The organism is Mesorhizobium sp. L-2-11 (assembly GCF_016756595.1).
GTDB lineage: Bacteria > Pseudomonadota > Alphaproteobacteria > Rhizobiales > Rhizobiaceae > Mesorhizobium.
Window position 1 is genome coordinate 6,533,159 of sequence record NZ_AP023257.1, and the last position, 16,857, is coordinate 6,550,015.

Sequence of the window (16,857 nt, forward strand, 5' to 3'; positions counted from 1 at the left end):
GCGGCCTCTGGCCGTAATCAGCCGACTCAAACGCCGCGGCGAGCCAACGCTGCTTGTAGAATTGCCGGACGGCAGCCGGACCTACATTCCCGTGGCGTGGACGGATCTCGGGGGCATGGATGGTGGTTCCACAGCCTCGCCAGCAAATCACTCCAGCATTGGGCGGATTTCAGACCTTCTGCATCTGCGCCTTCTGACCGACGCTCTTCTTGAGCGGCGCGGCGAGTCGCCGCCCGATGACAAGGAGGAGCGACATGCAACTGAAGCTGAGATTCGCCGAGGAAGACCGCAAGCGGCCTCCCGACCCACCCGCCTGGGAGACGCTGGACGCCGAGGCGCGGGCGGAGGCGTTGCGCCGGCTCGCCCTCGTGATCGCGCGCATGCTGACAGTGAGGGAGGCCGGTCATGACTGAACACAGCAAAATCGCCGCCGGTCACCAGGCCCGGTTGGCTGTCGTCTACCTGCGCCAGTCGAGCGCCTCGCAGGTGGAGAACAACCGTGAATCGACCGAGCGACAATACGGGCTGGCCGAGCGGGCGCGCGAGCTGGGTTGGCCGGACGAGCGTGTCCTGGTCATCGACGAGGACCTCGGCCTGTCCGGCGCAGGCAGCGTCATGCGCGCCGGCTTTGCCCGGCTGACCAGCGAGGTGGCGCTGGCCCGGGTCGGCATCGTGCTTGGCCTGGAGGTTTCGCGACTGGCGCGCAACAATGCCGACTGGCACCGGCTGATCGAGTTGGCGGGGCTGACCGATACGCTGATTGGCGATGCCGACGGAATCTACCACCCGGCCCTGTTCAACGATAGACTTTTGCTCGGTTTGAAAGGCGCCATGAGCGAGGCCGAATTGCACGTCCTGCGCGCCCGCCTCGATGGCGGCATCCGCAACAAGGCAGCGCGCGGCGAATTGCGCCGCGGCCTACCGATCGGCTTCATCTGGGGGGACGAAGACGGCGAGATCCTGATCCATCCCGACGAGGCCGTCGCCCATGCCATCCGCACCGTCTTTGCCCGCTTTGCCGAGCTCGGCTCGGCGCGCCGCGTGTGGCTGTGGTTCCGCGAGCAAGGAATGAAGTTCCCGCTGTGGCTTAATGCACGCACAGAGCTGCGCTGGGGCGAGGCCAGCTACCACGCCATTCACAGCGTGCTTGCCAATCCGGTCTATGCGGGCGCCTATGTCTATGGCAAGAATCGCCGAGAGACGGTGCTCGACGAAACCGGCGCGCGGCGCAAGCGGATGCGCAAGCTGCCGATGGAAGACTGGCAAGTGCTGATCAAGGACCACCACCAGGGCTATCTCGACTGGCCGACCTTCGAGGCCAATCGAGAGCGCATGGCGGCCAACACCCAGCCCCGGACGCACGCCAAGGCGCAGGAACAGGCCGGTGGCGCCGCCAGAGAGGGCGGCGCCCTGCTGCAGGGCATTGCCCGTTGCGGCCATTGCGGGCGACGGCTGCACACCCATTATCGCGGCCGCACCGTGACGCCGGGCTACCATTGTCCCGGCAAGGTGGTCGTCGAGGGCAGAGGCGTCCATTGCCTCAATGTTGGCGGCGGGCAGATCGATGAAGCCGTGGTGGCGGCCTTCCTGGAAGCGCTGGAGCCGGTGTGCCTGACCGCCACGCTCGAAGCGGCCGAGCGGCTGGAGAACGATCGCGAGGCGGCCCTCAAGCAATGGCGGCTCGACGTGGAGCGCGCCGTCTTCGTCGTCAACCGCGCCGAGCGCCGCTATTGCGCCGTCGATCCCGACAATCGCCTGGTCGCCCGCAGGCTCGAGCAGGAGTGGGAGGAGGCGCTGCGCGCACTGGAGGCGGCAAAGGCGGAACTGGCGCGGCGCGAGGAGCAGCGTCCGCGCGTCCTGTCGGCCACGGAGCGGGAAAAGCTGCTTGCCCTCGGGGCCGATCTGGCGAGCGTTTGGCACGCGCCCACCACCACGCCGCGTGACCGCAAGGAATTGCTGCGCACTCTCCTCGAGGAGGTCACCCTCCATATTGATCGCGGCGAGGCAGCGGCGCGTCTGGTGCTGCGCTGGAAGGGCGATGCTACGAGCCGCCTCACCGTCGCCTTACCGCGCTCGCGACCGGCGACGGTTCGTACCGACGAAGATACGCTGGCGCTGCTGCGGCGGCTGGCACCGCATTACCCCGACGCCGTCATCGCCGGCGTCCTCAACCGCCAGGGTCGCCGAACGGCGTACGGCCACCGCTTCGATGCCAATCGCGTCGGCTATCTGCGCAACCACTGGAAGATTCCTGTCTGCAAGGCCAAGCCGCCGGCCGCCAACGGCGACATCGTCACCGTCCGTCAGGCCGCCGCCAGCCTCGGCGTGGCGCCGTCGACGCTCCACCGCCACATCAACGACGGCCTGATCCAGGGCGAACAAATCACGCCCGGCGCGCCCTGGCGCATTCGCCTAACCCCGGAGCTCAAGGCCCGCTTCCTCACCACACCCGGCCACGGCTTTGAACCGATCCGCGATGCCATGGACACCCTCGGGCTTTCCCGCCAAAGTTTGTTGCAGCGAATAAAACGCGGCGAACTGGACGCCGTCCATATCGTCCGCGGACAGAGAAAAGGTTTATGGATCAAGACCATAGATCACGATCCCACCCTCTTCGAACACACTTCATGAACCAGGGGGCATTATGACAATGGATCCAAGCAGCCCTTGATGTCTCCCTCGATGACCCACGGATATGGCATCCCGTGCCTCCGGGTATCCCCGCCGCGTTTATGCGACTGAGCAGCCCGTCGGATATGCTCCAAGGCGCCGTGCGTGCTCCGTCCGGGCCTGAACCCATAGGAAACATGCCAGAACTGCGCCTCGAAGATTGGCTCCAGAAGTGTTTTGACCGCGCTTTGTACGACGCGGTCCTTGACCGTGGGAATGCCCAGGGGCCGGAACTGCCCCGGTTTACCGGCTTTGGGGATGAGCTTGCGCCTCGCCGGGCTCGGTCTGTACGCGCAAGAGCGCAGTTCAGCCTGAAGCCTGTCGAGAAAGCGTAGCTCTCCTCTCTTCCGGATGCGTCCTACGGTCATCCCGTCGACCCCGGCCGTGCGCCCGCCCTTATTGGTGGACACGCGACGCCAAGCGTGACGAAGCATGCGCGAGTCTGTCAGCCAGCCCCACATGTCCCGCCACTGTTCGTCGGGATTCGCCTTACTCCACTGATACAGTTTGCGCTGAACGCCGAGTACCCAAGCTTCATCAGCCTGATGATCCATGTCCACAGATCACTCCTCCGTCATGCCAACCGATCGTCTTCCTGCCTCCCTTCGCCATGTGCCCAGCTTTCCTGGACTCGGACTACTACGGAGGCTCCGCCCCTGAACACGCCCGTCTCCGGTCGTCGCGGCTAGCCCGGTTCCTGCCGGGCAGACGGTTCAGGTTCCCGTGTTCCGATTTTCAACCTTCGTGCCTGTAGGTGGTGCGCTATACCCCTGGCGATACGGAGAGTGGGTTGAAGGAACTCGCCCACCCCGAGTGCGTATTTCTCGCACCCCTCAGCAGGGAACATTGAGCCCTGCCATGTCTGATCGCTCTGTTTGTCTCCCCCGCCATCACGGTTGGGAAACTTCTCGGATATTCAGAGGCTTCAGTCACGCACTTCGTTGTCTCACCATGAGCACTGCGGTAGCCCGGCCCGGTAGTGATGGCTTCCGTCCGGTACAGTTCAGACCGATCTGCTTATGGCACCGAACCGGCGACACCCGGTCCAGCTTTTCGGTCCCCTTCCTTTCGTTGTTCCCACGAAAGGGACGGCATTGCAGCCGTCGGTCGAAAATCAGCAAAGCTAGGAGGGGTTCTAACTATGTCATACTACCCTCCCGCGCCGTCACGGCGCACCGAGGTCTTCGGAAAAGCGATAGGTCTCGAAGAAACATTTCTTCAGGCACGTGCCGCCCTTGAACACCCAATTCTCCACGAGATCCTCGTGTTGGTAGATACCGGCAAGCATCCATCCGAGGACGTAGTCCTTCTCAACGACATGTGGCGTGAGGGATGTCTGCTGGGCGATGGCGAGGATTTCGCGCTTTTCGATCATGTCGTTCCCTCGCGAGCCCAGCTCGGGGGAACGCGCAGTCGCCACTTTGTCACGACGTGCGGCCCATCCTGGGCGGGGTCGAGCTTGGCGTGGCCGCCGCTGAGATGGTGTTCGCAAAGGCGCGCCAGCGCCGCTCCTTCGGGGGAGCGTTCCGCAAGAAAGCCCAGGCGCTTGAAAACGGCGCCATTGGCGAGACGCACCGCGTACTCGATGAGCTTCTCGTCGTCGCGGTCGCCACGGCGTAGGTAGGCAGCGAGGCAATCGGCCAGGTGCTGGATTCCGCCGCCGATCGCTGGGTCATCCAGCATATCGATGATCGTACGGTGCACGTCCGATACGGGCACACGCGTCTGATGGCGCCAGACGCTCTTCGTGCCAAAGAGCTTCCGCTCATCGATGTGCTTCAACGAAAAAAGCGTGCCGTGTCTCTCTTGGCGCTTCTGCCGCACAGCCTGTGCGGTCATCACGAGAATGTCCTTGAAGATTTGTTCGGTGAGGTCCCAATGCTCGGCCGCGGTGCGACCCCCGATATAGGCTGGCGCGAAGAGCGCGGGGACGAGCACCCATGGATCATCAAGGACGCGATCCGACCCCATCGTATCAATTGACGCTGCAACATAGGCGCCGCGGCCCACCCGGCTCAGCCATCCCTGCTCGACCCAGCGCGACAATCGCTGGGCGGCGGCGGTGCGGTCCAGTTGGAGCGCAGCCACTACATCATCGACGTGAATGACGTCGCCCGCCGCGGACAGCACACGGACAAGTTGGGAACGACCTTGGGGAAGACGGGAAGGACTTTTCGTCATTTGCGTTAATTTAGCAAAAACTGCGAATTTTTGCAACTAAAGCAATGAAGTTTCAGCCGTTTCTGTGTCTCTCCAATTTCGCGATAAGTGCGAAGTAGAGCGAACAGATCAATAGGCAGGAGACCGGGCCTTTAAAACGCAAAAAATCGCCCCGGCTAGACCGGGACGGTTAATTGGTTGCGGGGACGCGCTTGAGGTAGGTCGCGACTGACCTCCTCATCGAGTCGCCCGCGGGAGACGCCCCCTAAGCGGCTTCGGGGCGGGCGACGAGAATCTAAGACAGAGAAACGTTCGTGAATAGGCACCACGTTCTCGGCTTTGACCGGGTTGACGTAGTTAGCCCATGCTCGCATCAGCTTTGCGGCGCTTCTTGATGGTAACCGGCCTGCGATACCCAGAGGAGAGATGTAAGCTTCGGCCTGTCGTTGGTAGTGGTGTTAGAAGGCAAGAAAAGCGCTCGCCGGCGCCTTGGCCATCAACGGCAATGATGGAATTTCTTATCCCTATCGGCTCGGCAATGGTGAGCGGTCCTTGTTCCGCTTGTCTGCGACGTAGCTCTGCCCATTCTCCATCTTCATTATGTCGAAGAGGCCAGTCGCCGCGAAAAGTGCCGGAAAATTCTTGACCCCATAGTTTCGTGGATCGATGGGCGCCTGTCGTTTCGCTGCGCTTCCTGCCGATGACATAGCTGCCCATCCATCGTCTTGCGCCGTGGCTTCCACAGCGCCACGCAGAATCGTCATGAGGGTCGTATCTTGCGACAGAGATTTGCCCGTTCGCTTGTCGGCGGACTTTTCGGCGGGCGTTTTAGATTTGGCCGCCGATTCCGCTTTGGTCTTTGGTTTCTCGCCGGGGGCTTCAGGAGTTGTCGGTTGCTCAGCATCGTCCAGGCTATCGAGGTAGAGGAAAGTCGTGCAGGCATTGATGAAGGGAGTGGGCGTTTTGCGTTCCCCAAATCCGTAGACTTCGTGTCCATTGGCCTTCAATTGCATCACTAATGGTGTGAAATCGGCGTCGCTGGAAGCCAAACAGAAAGCGTCAAGCTTTTGCGTGTAGAGAAGCTCCATTGCATCGATCACAAGCGCAATATCGGTGGCGTTTTTGCCGGCCGAATAGGTGAACTGTTGAATGGGCCGAATTGCAAAATTGTGCAGCTTGTCTTTCCAGTTCCTGAGATTGGCGCTTGCCCAGTCGCCATAGGCGCGGCGGATATTGGCCGTGCCGTATTTTGAAAGTTCCGCCAGTATCGCTGCGATCTTGCCGTGGGACACATTGTCCGCATCGATGAGCAAGGCGATTCGCCGATCAGATCTGGTTCGCGACCTGTCCTCATTCTCCATTCGATTGTTCGCCCTCCCTGCGCATCTTCATTGATAGCATCTATGTGCGATGTGCGCACGATTGTGGTTCAGGCAGCGCCCTCGGGTGCACGGCGAGGGGCAGTTGGCCTATCGAGCCCGTGGGGACCCTGCCACCTAATTTCGATCGATCTTCGACGACGTTTACGCTCTTGCTGACCGTCGCCGATAGCAGAAGAGTGCTTCGTCGATAGTGGGTCTCGCGATGTAGCGGTCTCCCCCCCGCATCATGGGATGTCATTGAGGGGGACGAACTGGGCCACCCCAAGTAGCAACCGCTATCGGCTTGTGAGATAAGGTGCAGGTATGCCGGCGTCGTAGCGTGCAGAGCGAGGTTTGGGAACCAAACTAATCCACAGAAATATTTTGTTGGTAGTCCTGTTGGTAGGTGCCGTGGCTATGCGAACCACAAACATTTGAAAGCAAAACCAGATTTCATTTACTTCGAATCCGCCTCTGGCACCATTTTTCATGGCAATTGCTTAACCGTCCGACAGACGTTTCGTTGGACTTTGCCGGAAAATGCTAGCGGGCGCAGATAAAATTCGACTTTGGTCCAGGACACGAAAGGATAGTCGTGCCTTTTTGGAAATCGCACAAGAAATATAGCGCAGGAACATGGGACGATCGGCTCGATGGATTATTTTCATGCGGGGTAAACTACTCCGGTATTACGATCCTTGATGTTGGCTGCAATATGGGCATCGTCGCTTATGAAATCGCCAAACGCAGACCGGCCTACATCCACGGCATTGACATTCTAAAGCCACACACCCGCGTGGCGCGTTCCATCTTTCTAGGATCGAACATAGAAAGTCGATTTGACACCATGAACCTAGGCAGCCGAAAGCTTCAATCTGTTCTGGATGACCGTTACGATATCGTGCTTCTTCTCGCTGTGTACCAGCATGTCCGCAGGGGGTTGGGTCAGGAGGAAGCCGATCGCATCTTCACCGACATCATCAACCGCGCACAGACGATTGTGGCGCGAGTCCCCGACGAAGACGACATCCGGCTTCAGTCTTTGATCGAGAGTGCTGGGTTCATCTTATCTGATCGCCACACGTCGCCACGCGGCAGTACAGTTCTGGCGTATCATCGCCACTAGGCCGGGCGGATGGCGATGTCACGCGACCCCAGACGCATTTCCGCTCCTATCGGCAAAATCACTTGACCTGAGCGCATCATGGCGGCCTCGCCCGGCGAAACATCTTTGCTCGCATTGGGCGGATGACGGATTTGATTTGCTTGGTGATCCCCTGTCCTTAGGGCAAACTGACCGCTGGGGCTCCAGGAGGCGAAATGAGAGCACGCGCAGCAACGGTTGGAGATCTGGAAAATGTTTTCCGTGATCTGTCCAAGCGGATATCGGACGAGTACGTCGCGGCCGGCAAGGACAGCAAGATCGCCTACGACAATCTGATGATGAACTTGAAGGAAGGCCGTGCTCACGCGCTCGTGCAGGGCGAAAAAACCGTAGCGCTCATCGCCTGGCACGAGAATAGCGACGCTGCTGATACGCTGTTCGCCGCGCAGGAAGATTTCTTCAGCGCCGCGACCGTTCGGTTCTGCAAGCGGCACATTCGCCATATCCAGGCACTCGCCGGCAACCTCCCCATTCACTCGCGCAGCTGGCTCCAGAGGCCGGACGTCGCAAAATGGTTCCGGATAATCGGCTATGTCGAGCGGGGCCAGGAGAATGGCGCCAAACTGTTCGAACTGCCTGCCGCTCCATTTGCGAAGCGGCGAGGCCCGATATTAGGGAACAACTTCCGGGCCGTTGCCCCGGCATTGCTTACAGTGCAATTCAGGTGCCAGACTGATTGACCGATAATGGGACACCGCACCGGGAAAGCGCGAACCGTCTTCCGCGATCACACCACTGCCATACCGCGCAATTCCTGTTATGTTTGCTCGCGGCGGACCTGATTTCCGCTTGGCCGGCGCCCATCAGGCAATCTACCCCAACGCCCCCCAACATGGCGCCGGCCACTCTCCACAACCGACAATCTTCACCACCGGCCCGATCTTGGCCACCAGCACGTCACGCGCGGTCAGGCCGAAGGTTCATACCGCCTCCAGAGCGGCGGACTTTCAGGTCAAAACGCCCCGACTGGCGATTCCGGTCCGACAGATCGCCTGGAACGACAGCACGATCCGACCTGAACCGCGTCGCGTTCGACCGGGCGACGCGCTTCAGGTTGTTGTTTTTTTGCATGTCGTTACCGCAAAACCACTGCACAGCTTTGCGCGACATGCATTAAATCCAGCAAGACGGTAGCAAACCGCGGCCAGAAAGTGTTGAAGACCGTGCCGATCGCATTGAACGCGTCGCGATCCGGTTGCACTCGGCAAGGCTTGATGATTTGTTGCCGCTTCAAGGAGAATGAATGATGCACGAGCCTGCCGGTCAAGACGAATATGGGTCGGCCAGCCCTTTCGACCCGGACGACCTGACGACGTTGAACGTGATGGGTCCGGGTGTGGCCAGCAACGATTTCGAGAAATACGCGGTCGCCGTCATCATCGTGTTCGGCGCTCTCATCATTGGCGGCTTGATGGCCGCAAACCTGGCCCTGGGGCACCGCAACGGCTTTCTCTACGCGCTTGGCGGCGCCACCGCGGCGTGGATATCGGGAAATGCGCTGCTGCTCGATCGGCCGCGTATCTATGCCCTGTTCGTCGGCATCGCGGCGGTGTTGCTGATTGCGTCCACCATCACGCTGGTCATCTGACGGGTCTGCCGACATTCAGGTGATGCCGGCCTGCGAACGGTGGTTTCCTGCGCTTCGGTACTCGCGTACAGAAAGTACGCTCCGTTCCGGTTCTCGGAAACCATCGTTCTCGGCGCGGCCTGACCTGAATCTCAACAGACCCGGGCGCGAATTCTAATATCCGATCGCCTCGCCGGATGCGGCGCGGCTGTCGATAGCGCCGTTGTAGCGGGCGCCGCCGCCCTTCTCGATCTCGGCCAGGCTCTTGCCGCCGATCAGGATGCCGGCCGCCTGGCCCCAGGTCGCCTCAGCGGCATCGAGGCGGTAGCCCATGCCGGCGAGCAGTTTTTCGGTATCGGGCGACAGGCCGAACGGTTCGACATAGACCGTGTCGGGCAGCCATTGGTGGTGGATGCGCGGCGCGTCGATCGCCTCCTGGATGTTCATGCCGTGATCGACGACGTTGACGATCGCTTCCAGCGTGATGGTGATGATGCGCGATCCGCCGGGGCTGCCGATGACCATGAACGGCTTGCCGTCTTTGGCGACGATGGTCGGGCTCATCGACGACAGCGGCGTCTTCTTCGGGGCGATCGCATTCGCCTCACCCTGGACCAGTCCGTAGAGATTGGGCACGCCCGGTTTCTGGGTGAAATCGTCCATCTCGTTGTTGAGCAGGATGCCGGTGCCGTCGGCGATGACGGCGGCGCCGAAAGCGCCGTTCAGCGTATAGGTCACCGCGACGGCGTTGCCGTCATTGTCGACGATCGAATAATGCGTCGTCTCCTGGCTCTCGCCAAAACCCTTCGGCATCAGATCCTGCGACACGCCGGCCCGGAACGGATCGATCTTTTCGCGGATTTCTTTCGCATAGTTCTTGTCGAGCAGCTTTTCGACCGGATTGTCGACGAAGTCGGGATCGCCGAGCGCCAAGTTGCGATCGACATAGGCATGGCGCATCGCCTCGACCATGACCCGGACGGTTTCGGCAGAGCCCGCACCGAGATAGGACAGCGGGTAACCTTCCAGCACGTTGAGGATCTCGCAGATGATGACGCCGCCCGAACTCGGCGGCGGCGACGAGGTGATCTCATAGCCGCGGTAGCTGCAGGTCACCGGTTTTAGCTCGCGGACCGCGTAGGTCTCGAAATCCGCCTTGGCCAGAATACCGCCCTTTTGCGCGCTCGCCTTGACGATGCTGTCGGCGATCGGTCCTTTGTAGAAGGCATCGCGACCGCGTTCCGAAATCGCCGACAGCGAAGCGGCGAGATCGGCCTGGACGAGGCGCTCGCCGACGACATAAGGCTTGCCGTCCGGCTTCAGGAAGATGGCGGCCGCGGCCGGGTCCCTGGCCAGCCGCTCGGCGCCGCCTTCGAGCGAGGCGACATCGCCCTGCTCCAGCACAAAACCGTCCCTGGCATAGCGGATGGCCGGCGCCATCAAGTCCTGCCGCGTCAGCGTGCCGTATTTTTCCCGGGCGGTCTCGAAGCCGGCCACCGAGCCCGGCACGCCGACAGCGAGATAGCCGTCGAGGCTGGCGCCTTTGATCGGCTTGCCGTCCTTGTCGAGATACATGGTTTTCGTCGAGGCGAGCGGCGCGCGCTCGCGGAAATCGAGGAACGTCGAGCGGCCGTCCTTGAAGCGGATGGTCATGAAGCCGCCACCGCCGATATTGCCGGCGTTTGGATAGACCACAGCCAGCGCGTAGCCGACGGCGACTGCGGCATCGACGGCGTTGCCACCCTTCTTCAGCACCTCGACGCCGACTTCCGACGCCAGATGCTGGGCGGTCACCACCATGCCATGCTCGCCCTTCGCCGGCTGCGGCGAGGCGGCCAATGCGGCCGCCAGCGGCGCAAAGGTCAAGGTGAGGGAAAGACTGAGTGCGATTAGGGTGCGGCGGTGCATGGCCCGTTCTCCGAGGCGTGGGACGCGCCTAGAAGAAACTGTTAGAGCGGGCGAGTCTACTGACAATGATGCGAGAAAGGCGAGGCTTGTACCTTCCACGAACTCTCAAGACCTGGGTTCCTCGCCCGCCGCGAAGCGGGGGAGAGGTGGCCGCGAAGCGGCCGGAGAGGGGGCTTGGTAGAGCGCAGCCCCCTCTCCGTCTCGGCTTCGCCGAGCCACCTCTCCCCACTTTCGTGGGGCGAGGAACCAAAGCTGGATGAAGCCGCGATCCTTCCCACCCCCCCTCTGTCCTGCCGGACATCTCCCCCGCAAGCGGGGGAGATCGGATTTCGCCGTCGGTTTTCGCCAACTTCCAACGCTGAAGGCAGGCAAGCCTTTTCGCTTCAGGCGGGTTTTTCGTTTCAGGCCGCACTCAAACAATCCCGCCGCCGCCACTTGCAACTGGCGGCCGTTCCGCTGCGACCTTGGCTCGGTAGCCGGCGGCTCGGTAGGCGGCGACCGGATCGATGGCGCCGCCTGTGTTCAGCCGCGCCACGGCGAGGATCGGCTCGACATCAGTGCGATAGGCGGCTTTCAGCGTCTGCGTCGCCATCAGCGCGTCATTGGCGTCCTGATAGACCTCCAGCGCCTTGCGGTCGACCAGCAGCGCCTGCGCATAGGCGCGCTGCACCTCGACCGCCGACAGCATCAGGCTTTCGATCGGATCGGTGACATTGTGGCTCTGGTCGAGCATGTGCGCCGGATCAAAACCTTCGGCACCGGAAAGCTCGGCATCGACCAGTTCGTTGAAGACGAGGAACAGCCGGTAGGGATCGATGGAGCCGGCGTCGAGATCGTCGTCGCCATATTTCGAATCGTTGAAATGAAAGCCGCCGAGTTTCTTGAACTGGATCAGCCGGGACACGATCATCTCGATGTTAACGTTGGGCGCGTGATGGCCGAGGTCGACCAGGCAGAAGGCCTTGTCGCCGAGTTCCTTGGCGATGATGTAGTTGGTGCCCCAATCCTGCACGACCGTCGAATAGAAGGCCGGCTCGTACATCTTGTGCTCGGTGAACAGCTTCCAGTCGTCAGGCAGTCCGGCGTAGATCTGCTTCATCGCGTCGAGATAGCGCTCGAACGCCTTGGCGAAATTGACCTGGCCGGGAAAGTTCGAGCCGTCGCCGATCCATACCGTCAGTGCCTTGGAGCCGAGCGTCTTGCCGATCTCGATGCATTCGAGATTGTGCTCGACCGCCTGCCGGCGGGTGCCGGCGTCGGCATGCGACAGCGAGCCGAACTTGTAGGACAGTTTTTGGTCACTGGCGTCGGAGAAGGTGTTGGAGTTCATGGCGTCGAAGCCAAGGCCGAAGCGCGAGGCCGCCTGTTTCAGACGGTCCGGGTCGGCCTTGTCCCAGGGAATGTGCAGCGAGACGGTGGGTGTGGCCTGCGTCAACTGCCGGATCACGGCGCAGTCCTCGATCTTGTCGAAGATATCGCGCGGCTCGCCAGCGCCGGGAAAGCGGGCAAAGCGGGTGCCACCGGTGCCGACGCCCCAGGACGGGATCGCCACAGCGAATTTTTCGACCTTGTCGCGGATGGCGTCGACGGCGATGCCGCGGCGGTCGAGGCGTTCGCCGAGTGCATCGTAATCGCGCTTGAGCTCGGCTTCGCGCGCGGCGTTGTCCTTGTCGACGATGTCGGCGGAGATGATGGTTTCGGACATGGGTGCTTCCTCCCAAATGCTTTCGGTTGGCGCTGCCCCTCGTGGGGAGGGTGGCCCGCAAGGCCGGGCGGGGGTACCCCCACCCCGTCAGGCATTCCCCGCTTCGCGGTGACTGCCCGCCGACCCTCCCCACAAGGGGGAGGGTAAAAGCTAGCGCGTAAAACTCTGGGCGTTGCCGGCGTCGACATTGACGATGTTACCGGTCGACTTGGCCGACATGTCGGAGGCGAAGAAATAGATCGCCTCGGCGATGTCTTCGGGGAATACCGAACGCTTCAGCATCGAGCGCGAGCGATAATGCTCCTCGAGGTCGTCGGTCGACATCTTGTAGGCGGCGGCGCGTTGTTCCTTCCACTCGCCGGTCCAGATCTTCGAGCCGCGCAGCACGGCGTCGGGATTGACGACATTGACCCTGATCTGCGCTTCCGCGCCCTCCAGCGCCAGGCAGCGCGCCAGATGGATTTCGGCGGCCTTGGCGGTGCAATAGGCCGCGGCGTTGGGCGATGCCGCAAGCCCGTTCTTGGAGGCGACGAAGACGACATTGCCGCCGATCTTCTGCGCCCGGAACAGCCGGAATGCTTCGCGCGAAGCGAGGAAATAGCCGGTCGACAAGATGTCCATGTTCTTGTTCCACAGCGCCAGCGTCGTCTCCTCGATCGGCGCCGAGGTTGCCAGGCCGGCATTCGACACCAGAATATCGATGCCGCCGAACTCGACCGCCGTTTCGGCGAAACCGGAGACCACCTGGTCCTCTGAGGTGACGTCGATCACCACCGGCCGCACGAAATCCTTGCCATAGGCCTTGGCCAAGTCGTCATTGGCGCTGGCAAGGGCTGTCTCGTCGATGTCGGCCAGCACGACGCAGGCGCCCTCGCGCAGCAACCGGTTGGCCGTCGCCCGGCCGATGCCGCCGGCACCGCCGGTGACCAGCGCGATCTGGCCGGCAAGCGATTTCGGCTTGGGCAGGCGCTGCAGCTTTGCCTCTTCGAGCAGCCAGTATTCGATGTCGAACGCTTCCTGCTCGGGCAGTCCGACATAGGTCGACACCGTCGAGGCGCCGCGCATGACATTGATGGCGTTGACGTAGAATTCGCCCGAAATGCGCGCCGTCGCCTTGTCGCCGGCGAAGGTGAACATGCCGACGCCGGGCATCAGATAGACCACGGCGTTCGGATCACGCACCGGTGGCGAATCCGCATGCTTGCACCTGTCATAATAGGCCTGGTAGCCAACGCGATACTGCGCCAAATCGTCGGCGAGGCGAGCGATGACGGCGTCGACATCGGGATTTTTGGGATCGAATTCGATGACCAGCGGCCGAATCTTGGTGCGCAGGAAATGATCCGGGCAGGAGGTGCCGAGCGCCGCGAGCGGGCGCAAATCCTTCGAATTGACGAATTCGAGCACGGCCGGCGAATCGTCGAAATGGCCAAGCTTGTGGCTTTTCTCCGAAATCAGGCCGCGGATCCTCGGCATCAGTCTTGCCGCAACGGCGCGACGCGCCAGTGCGTCGAGCGATTTTACGACTTCACCACCGAAGATCGGCTTGCCTTCAGACTTGCGTTCGAACCATTCGATCGCCTGGTTGATCACCGAGATCGTCGTCTCGTAGCATTCCCGAGGGCTGTCGCCCCAGGTGAACAGGCCGTGGCTTGCCAGCACTACGCCCTTGGCTTCAGGGTTCTCGAGGCAGAATTTTTCCAGCCACAGGCCGAGTTCGAAGCCCGGGCGCTTCCATGGCAGCCAGCCGATCGCATCGCCGAAGATCTCCCTGGTCAGCGCCTGCGAATCCTTGGCGGCGGCAATCGCGATGATGGCGTCGGGATGCATGTGGTCGACATGCGGCTTCGGCACGAAGGCATGCAGCGGCGTGTCGATCGAGGCCGCGCGCGGGTTAAGATCGAAGGTGCAATGGGGCAGATAGCCGACCATCTCGTCCTCGTGCTCGAGGCCGCGATAGAGACCCTTAAGCGCGCGCAACTTATCCATGTAGAGCGTGGCGAAGCCGTCTATTTTAATCGAGGCGCTGTCGCCGCCCGAGCCCTTCACCCACAGCACTTCCACGCTTTCGCCGGTGAGCGGATCCTTTTGCCAGATTTTTGAGGAGGTGTTGCCGCCGCCATAGTTGGTGACGCGCTTGTCGGAGCCAAGGACATTCGAGCGATAGACGAGACGTTCCGGCTCGCTCATTTCAAGGACCTTCGCCTCATCCCAAAGATTGGCGAGGCGCGTGCCGGAGCGCTTGTCGAGCATAGGTAATCCTCCCGTGACGTGAGACGCGCAAAAAGGCGCGACCCCTTTGGTCCGAATTTCTACGCAAGCGGCGGCGTTGTCAATCACAAACGATCAATATCAATCATATTGCACTGCACAATGGATTTATCTGATCGGAAATGATTGACACTGCGCGTTTTGGGTGCCTAGATGTGCTGGCAGGGAGGAACCATGCACGAAAAAGAACGCCACAGGATCATTTTGTCCGCCGTCCAGGAAAAGCCTGTGGTGACGGTGCAGGAGATGGTCGACCTGACGGACTCGTCCGAGGCGACGATCCGGCGCGACATCGCCGCATTGCATGTGCAAAAGCGCCTGCGCCGCGTGCGCGGCGGCGCCGAGGCGATCACCCCGCCGCAATTCATCGGCCTTGCCGGCCGGCCTTTTTCCGTCAACGAGACGATCAACGCTGCGCAGAAGCGGGCGATCGCGCGGGACGCCGTGGAACTATGCAAGGACGGCGAGCCGATCATCATCAATGGCGGCACCACCACCTTCCAGATGGTGCATTTCCTGACCGGCCGCCGGATGCCGATCTTCACCAACTCCTTCCCGATCGCCGAGCACCTGCTCAAGCACTCGAAGAACACGGTGATGCTGTCGGGCGGCACCATCTACCGCGAGCAGAACATCATCCTGTCGCCCTTCGACAATGATGTGACGCGAAATTTCTATGCGCGCCGCATGTTCATGGGCGCGCAAGGGCTCGGGCCGCTCGGCCTGATGGAAGGCGATCCGCTGCTGATCCAGGCCGAGCAGAAACTGATCGATCAGGCCGACGAACTGGTGGTGCTGGTCGACTCGTCAAAATTCCGCAAACGCTCGAGCCTGATCCTGTGCGGTCTCACGCGCATCGCCACCGTCATCACCGACGACGGCGTCGAGGATCGCGAGGCCAAGATGTTGGAGGCCGCCGGAGTGACGCTGGTCGTCGCCCGCACAACGGCAGCCAATAGGGAAGAATCTTCGCTGCAGGCCTGAGGCTCGCAGCGGCGATGGAATGCAACGCTCAAGGGAGGATATTCGATGAGCTTTCTGAAGAAATTGATGGTTACGGCGGCGTTCTCCGCCGCCATGTTCGTGAATGCCGCCTATGCCGAGAACGTAAAAATCGCGCTGGTGGTGAAGTCGCTCGGCAATGGCTTCTTCGATGCCGCCAACAAGGGCGCCGAAGAGGCTGCCAAGGAGCTTGGCGACGTTGACATCATCTACACCGGCCCGACCAAGGCGACCGCCGAAGCCCAGATCGAGGTGATCAACTCGCTGATCGCCCAAAAAGTCGACGCGATCGCCATTTCGGCCAATGATGCCGACGCGCTGGTGCCGGCGCTGAAGAAGGCGATGGATCGCGGCATCACCGTCATCTCGTGGGATTCGGGCGTCGCTCCGGAAGGCCGCCAGCTTCACCTCAACCCGTCGGACACCAACCTGATCGGCGAGACCATCATCAAGCTTGCCGCCGACTATCTGCCGGAAGGCGGCGATGTCGCCATCCTGTCGGCTTCGTCGACTGCGACCAACCAGAACGCCTGGATCGACGCGGCCAAGAAGGTGCTGCCGGAGAAATTCCCGAAGATCAATCTAGTCGCCACCGTCTATGGCGACGACGACTCGGCCAAGAGCACGGACGAGGCCAAGGGCCTGCTGAAGTCCTATCCAAACCTCAAGGCGATCATCGCACCGACCACGGTCGGCGTCGTGGCCGCCGCGCAGGTGGTGACCGACCAGGGCCTGATCGGCAAGGTCAACGTCACCGGCCTGGCGCTGCCGTCGGAGTTCAAGAAGTTCATCGACAACGGCGCCAGCCAGGCGGTCGCACTGTGGAACCCGATCGATCTCGGCTACTCGGCCGTCTACCTCGCCCATGATTTGGCGGTGAAGAAGGAAGAAGCCAAGCCGGGTGCGACGCTGTCGATCGGCCGCGTTGGAAAAGTCACGCTCGACGACACCAATTCGGCTGCGATGGCGCCGCCCTTCAAGTTCGACAAGTCGAACATCGAAGAGTTCTCCAAGATCTATTGATCCTGGAGCGCTTCAAGCCGGCGCG

Annotated in this window: 14 protein-coding genes; 7 read left to right on the forward strand and 7 right to left on the reverse strand. The window is 61.5% G+C overall.

Annotation, left to right across the window (positions count from 1 at the left end):
* Positions 1 to 254 precede the first annotated feature (254 nt).
* On the forward strand, positions 255 to 413 hold the full coding sequence (locus tag JG739_RS31030; RefSeq protein WP_202364472.1) for a hypothetical protein: 159 nt from the start codon (positions 255 to 257) through the stop codon (positions 411 to 413).
* Positions 406 to 2,631, forward strand: coding sequence for a recombinase family protein (locus JG739_RS31035; protein ID WP_202364473.1), 2,226 nt, complete (start codon positions 406 to 408; stop codon positions 2,629 to 2,631). The genes JG739_RS31030 and JG739_RS31035 overlap by 8 nt, the downstream gene beginning before the upstream one ends.
* A gap of 11 nt (positions 2,632 to 2,642) precedes the next feature.
* Here the strand turns inward: JG739_RS31035 and JG739_RS31040 are convergent, their stop codons facing one another.
* The 4 genes from JG739_RS31040 to JG739_RS31055 form a co-directional block, all read right to left on the reverse strand.
* Positions 2,643 to 3,224 carry a reverse transcriptase domain-containing protein gene (locus tag JG739_RS31040; protein ID WP_244749999.1) on the reverse strand — a complete coding sequence of 194 codons (582 nt, stop codon included), beginning with the start codon at positions 3,222 to 3,224 and terminating at the stop codon, positions 2,643 to 2,645.
* A 611-nt stretch (positions 3,225 to 3,835) separates the two neighbouring features.
* On the reverse strand, positions 3,836 to 4,045 hold the full coding sequence (locus tag JG739_RS31045) for a nucleotidyl transferase AbiEii/AbiGii toxin family protein (RefSeq protein ID WP_202364626.1): 210 nt from the start codon (positions 4,043 to 4,045) through the stop codon (positions 3,836 to 3,838).
* Positions 4,042 to 4,887: a type IV toxin-antitoxin system AbiEi family antitoxin domain-containing protein gene (locus JG739_RS31050; protein ID WP_244749647.1), complete on the reverse strand. Its 846-nt coding sequence runs from the start codon at positions 4,885 to 4,887 to the stop codon at positions 4,042 to 4,044. Before JG739_RS31050 ends, JG739_RS31045 begins: the two co-directional genes overlap by 4 nt.
* Positions 4,888 to 5,354: 467 nt before the next feature.
* Positions 5,355 to 6,143 carry an NYN domain-containing protein gene (locus JG739_RS31055; RefSeq protein WP_202364627.1) on the reverse strand — a complete coding sequence of 263 codons (789 nt, stop codon included), beginning with the start codon at positions 6,141 to 6,143 and terminating at the stop codon, positions 5,355 to 5,357.
* 643 nt (positions 6,144 to 6,786) lie between these two features.
* Between JG739_RS31055 and JG739_RS31060 the strand changes: the two genes are divergently transcribed.
* The 3 genes from JG739_RS31060 to JG739_RS31070 all read left to right on the forward strand — a co-directional run bounded on the left by JG739_RS31060 (position 6,787) and on the right by JG739_RS31070 (position 8,944).
* Positions 6,787 to 7,317, forward strand: coding sequence for a class I SAM-dependent methyltransferase (locus JG739_RS31060; protein WP_202364628.1), 531 nt, complete (start codon positions 6,787 to 6,789; stop codon positions 7,315 to 7,317).
* Positions 7,318 to 7,511: 194 nt separating this feature from the next.
* Entirely contained in the window at positions 7,512 to 8,036 is a 525-nt protein-coding gene (locus JG739_RS31065) for a hypothetical protein (protein WP_244749648.1), read from the forward strand.
* Between the two features lie 563 nt (positions 8,037 to 8,599).
* A complete protein-coding gene (locus JG739_RS31070; protein ID WP_370463479.1) occupies positions 8,600 to 8,944 on the forward strand; it encodes a hypothetical protein in 345 nt (114 codons plus the stop codon).
* Positions 8,945 to 9,097: 153 nt separating this feature from the next.
* Here the strand turns inward: JG739_RS31070 and ggt are convergent, their stop codons facing one another.
* From ggt to JG739_RS31085, 3 genes are all read right to left on the reverse strand, one after another.
* Complete coding sequence (ggt, locus tag JG739_RS31075; protein ID WP_202364629.1) at positions 9,098 to 10,831, reverse strand: gamma-glutamyltransferase; 1,734 nt, start codon at positions 10,829 to 10,831, stop codon at positions 9,098 to 9,100.
* Between the two features lie 412 nt (positions 10,832 to 11,243).
* Positions 11,244 to 12,536, reverse strand: a complete 1,293-nt coding sequence (rhaI, locus tag JG739_RS31080) for an L-rhamnose catabolism isomerase (protein ID WP_202364630.1) — start codon at positions 12,534 to 12,536, stop codon at positions 11,244 to 11,246.
* A gap of 150 nt (positions 12,537 to 12,686) precedes the next feature.
* Positions 12,687 to 14,789: a bifunctional rhamnulose-1-phosphate aldolase/short-chain dehydrogenase gene (locus tag JG739_RS31085; protein WP_202364631.1), complete on the reverse strand. Its 2,103-nt coding sequence runs from the start codon at positions 14,787 to 14,789 to the stop codon at positions 12,687 to 12,689.
* A gap of 192 nt (positions 14,790 to 14,981) precedes the next feature.
* Here JG739_RS31085 and JG739_RS31090 point away from each other — a divergent pair, with 192 nt between their 5' ends.
* Positions 14,982 to 15,791 (forward strand): DeoR/GlpR family DNA-binding transcription regulator, encoded by an 810-nt coding sequence (locus tag JG739_RS31090; RefSeq protein WP_202364632.1) that lies wholly within the window; start codon positions 14,982 to 14,984, stop codon positions 15,789 to 15,791.
* A 45-nt stretch (positions 15,792 to 15,836) separates the two neighbouring features.
* Positions 15,837 to 16,832, forward strand: a complete 996-nt coding sequence (gene rhaS / locus JG739_RS31095; RefSeq protein ID WP_202364633.1) for a rhamnose ABC transporter substrate-binding protein — start codon at positions 15,837 to 15,839, stop codon at positions 16,830 to 16,832.
* Positions 16,833 to 16,857: the final 25 nt, after the last annotated feature.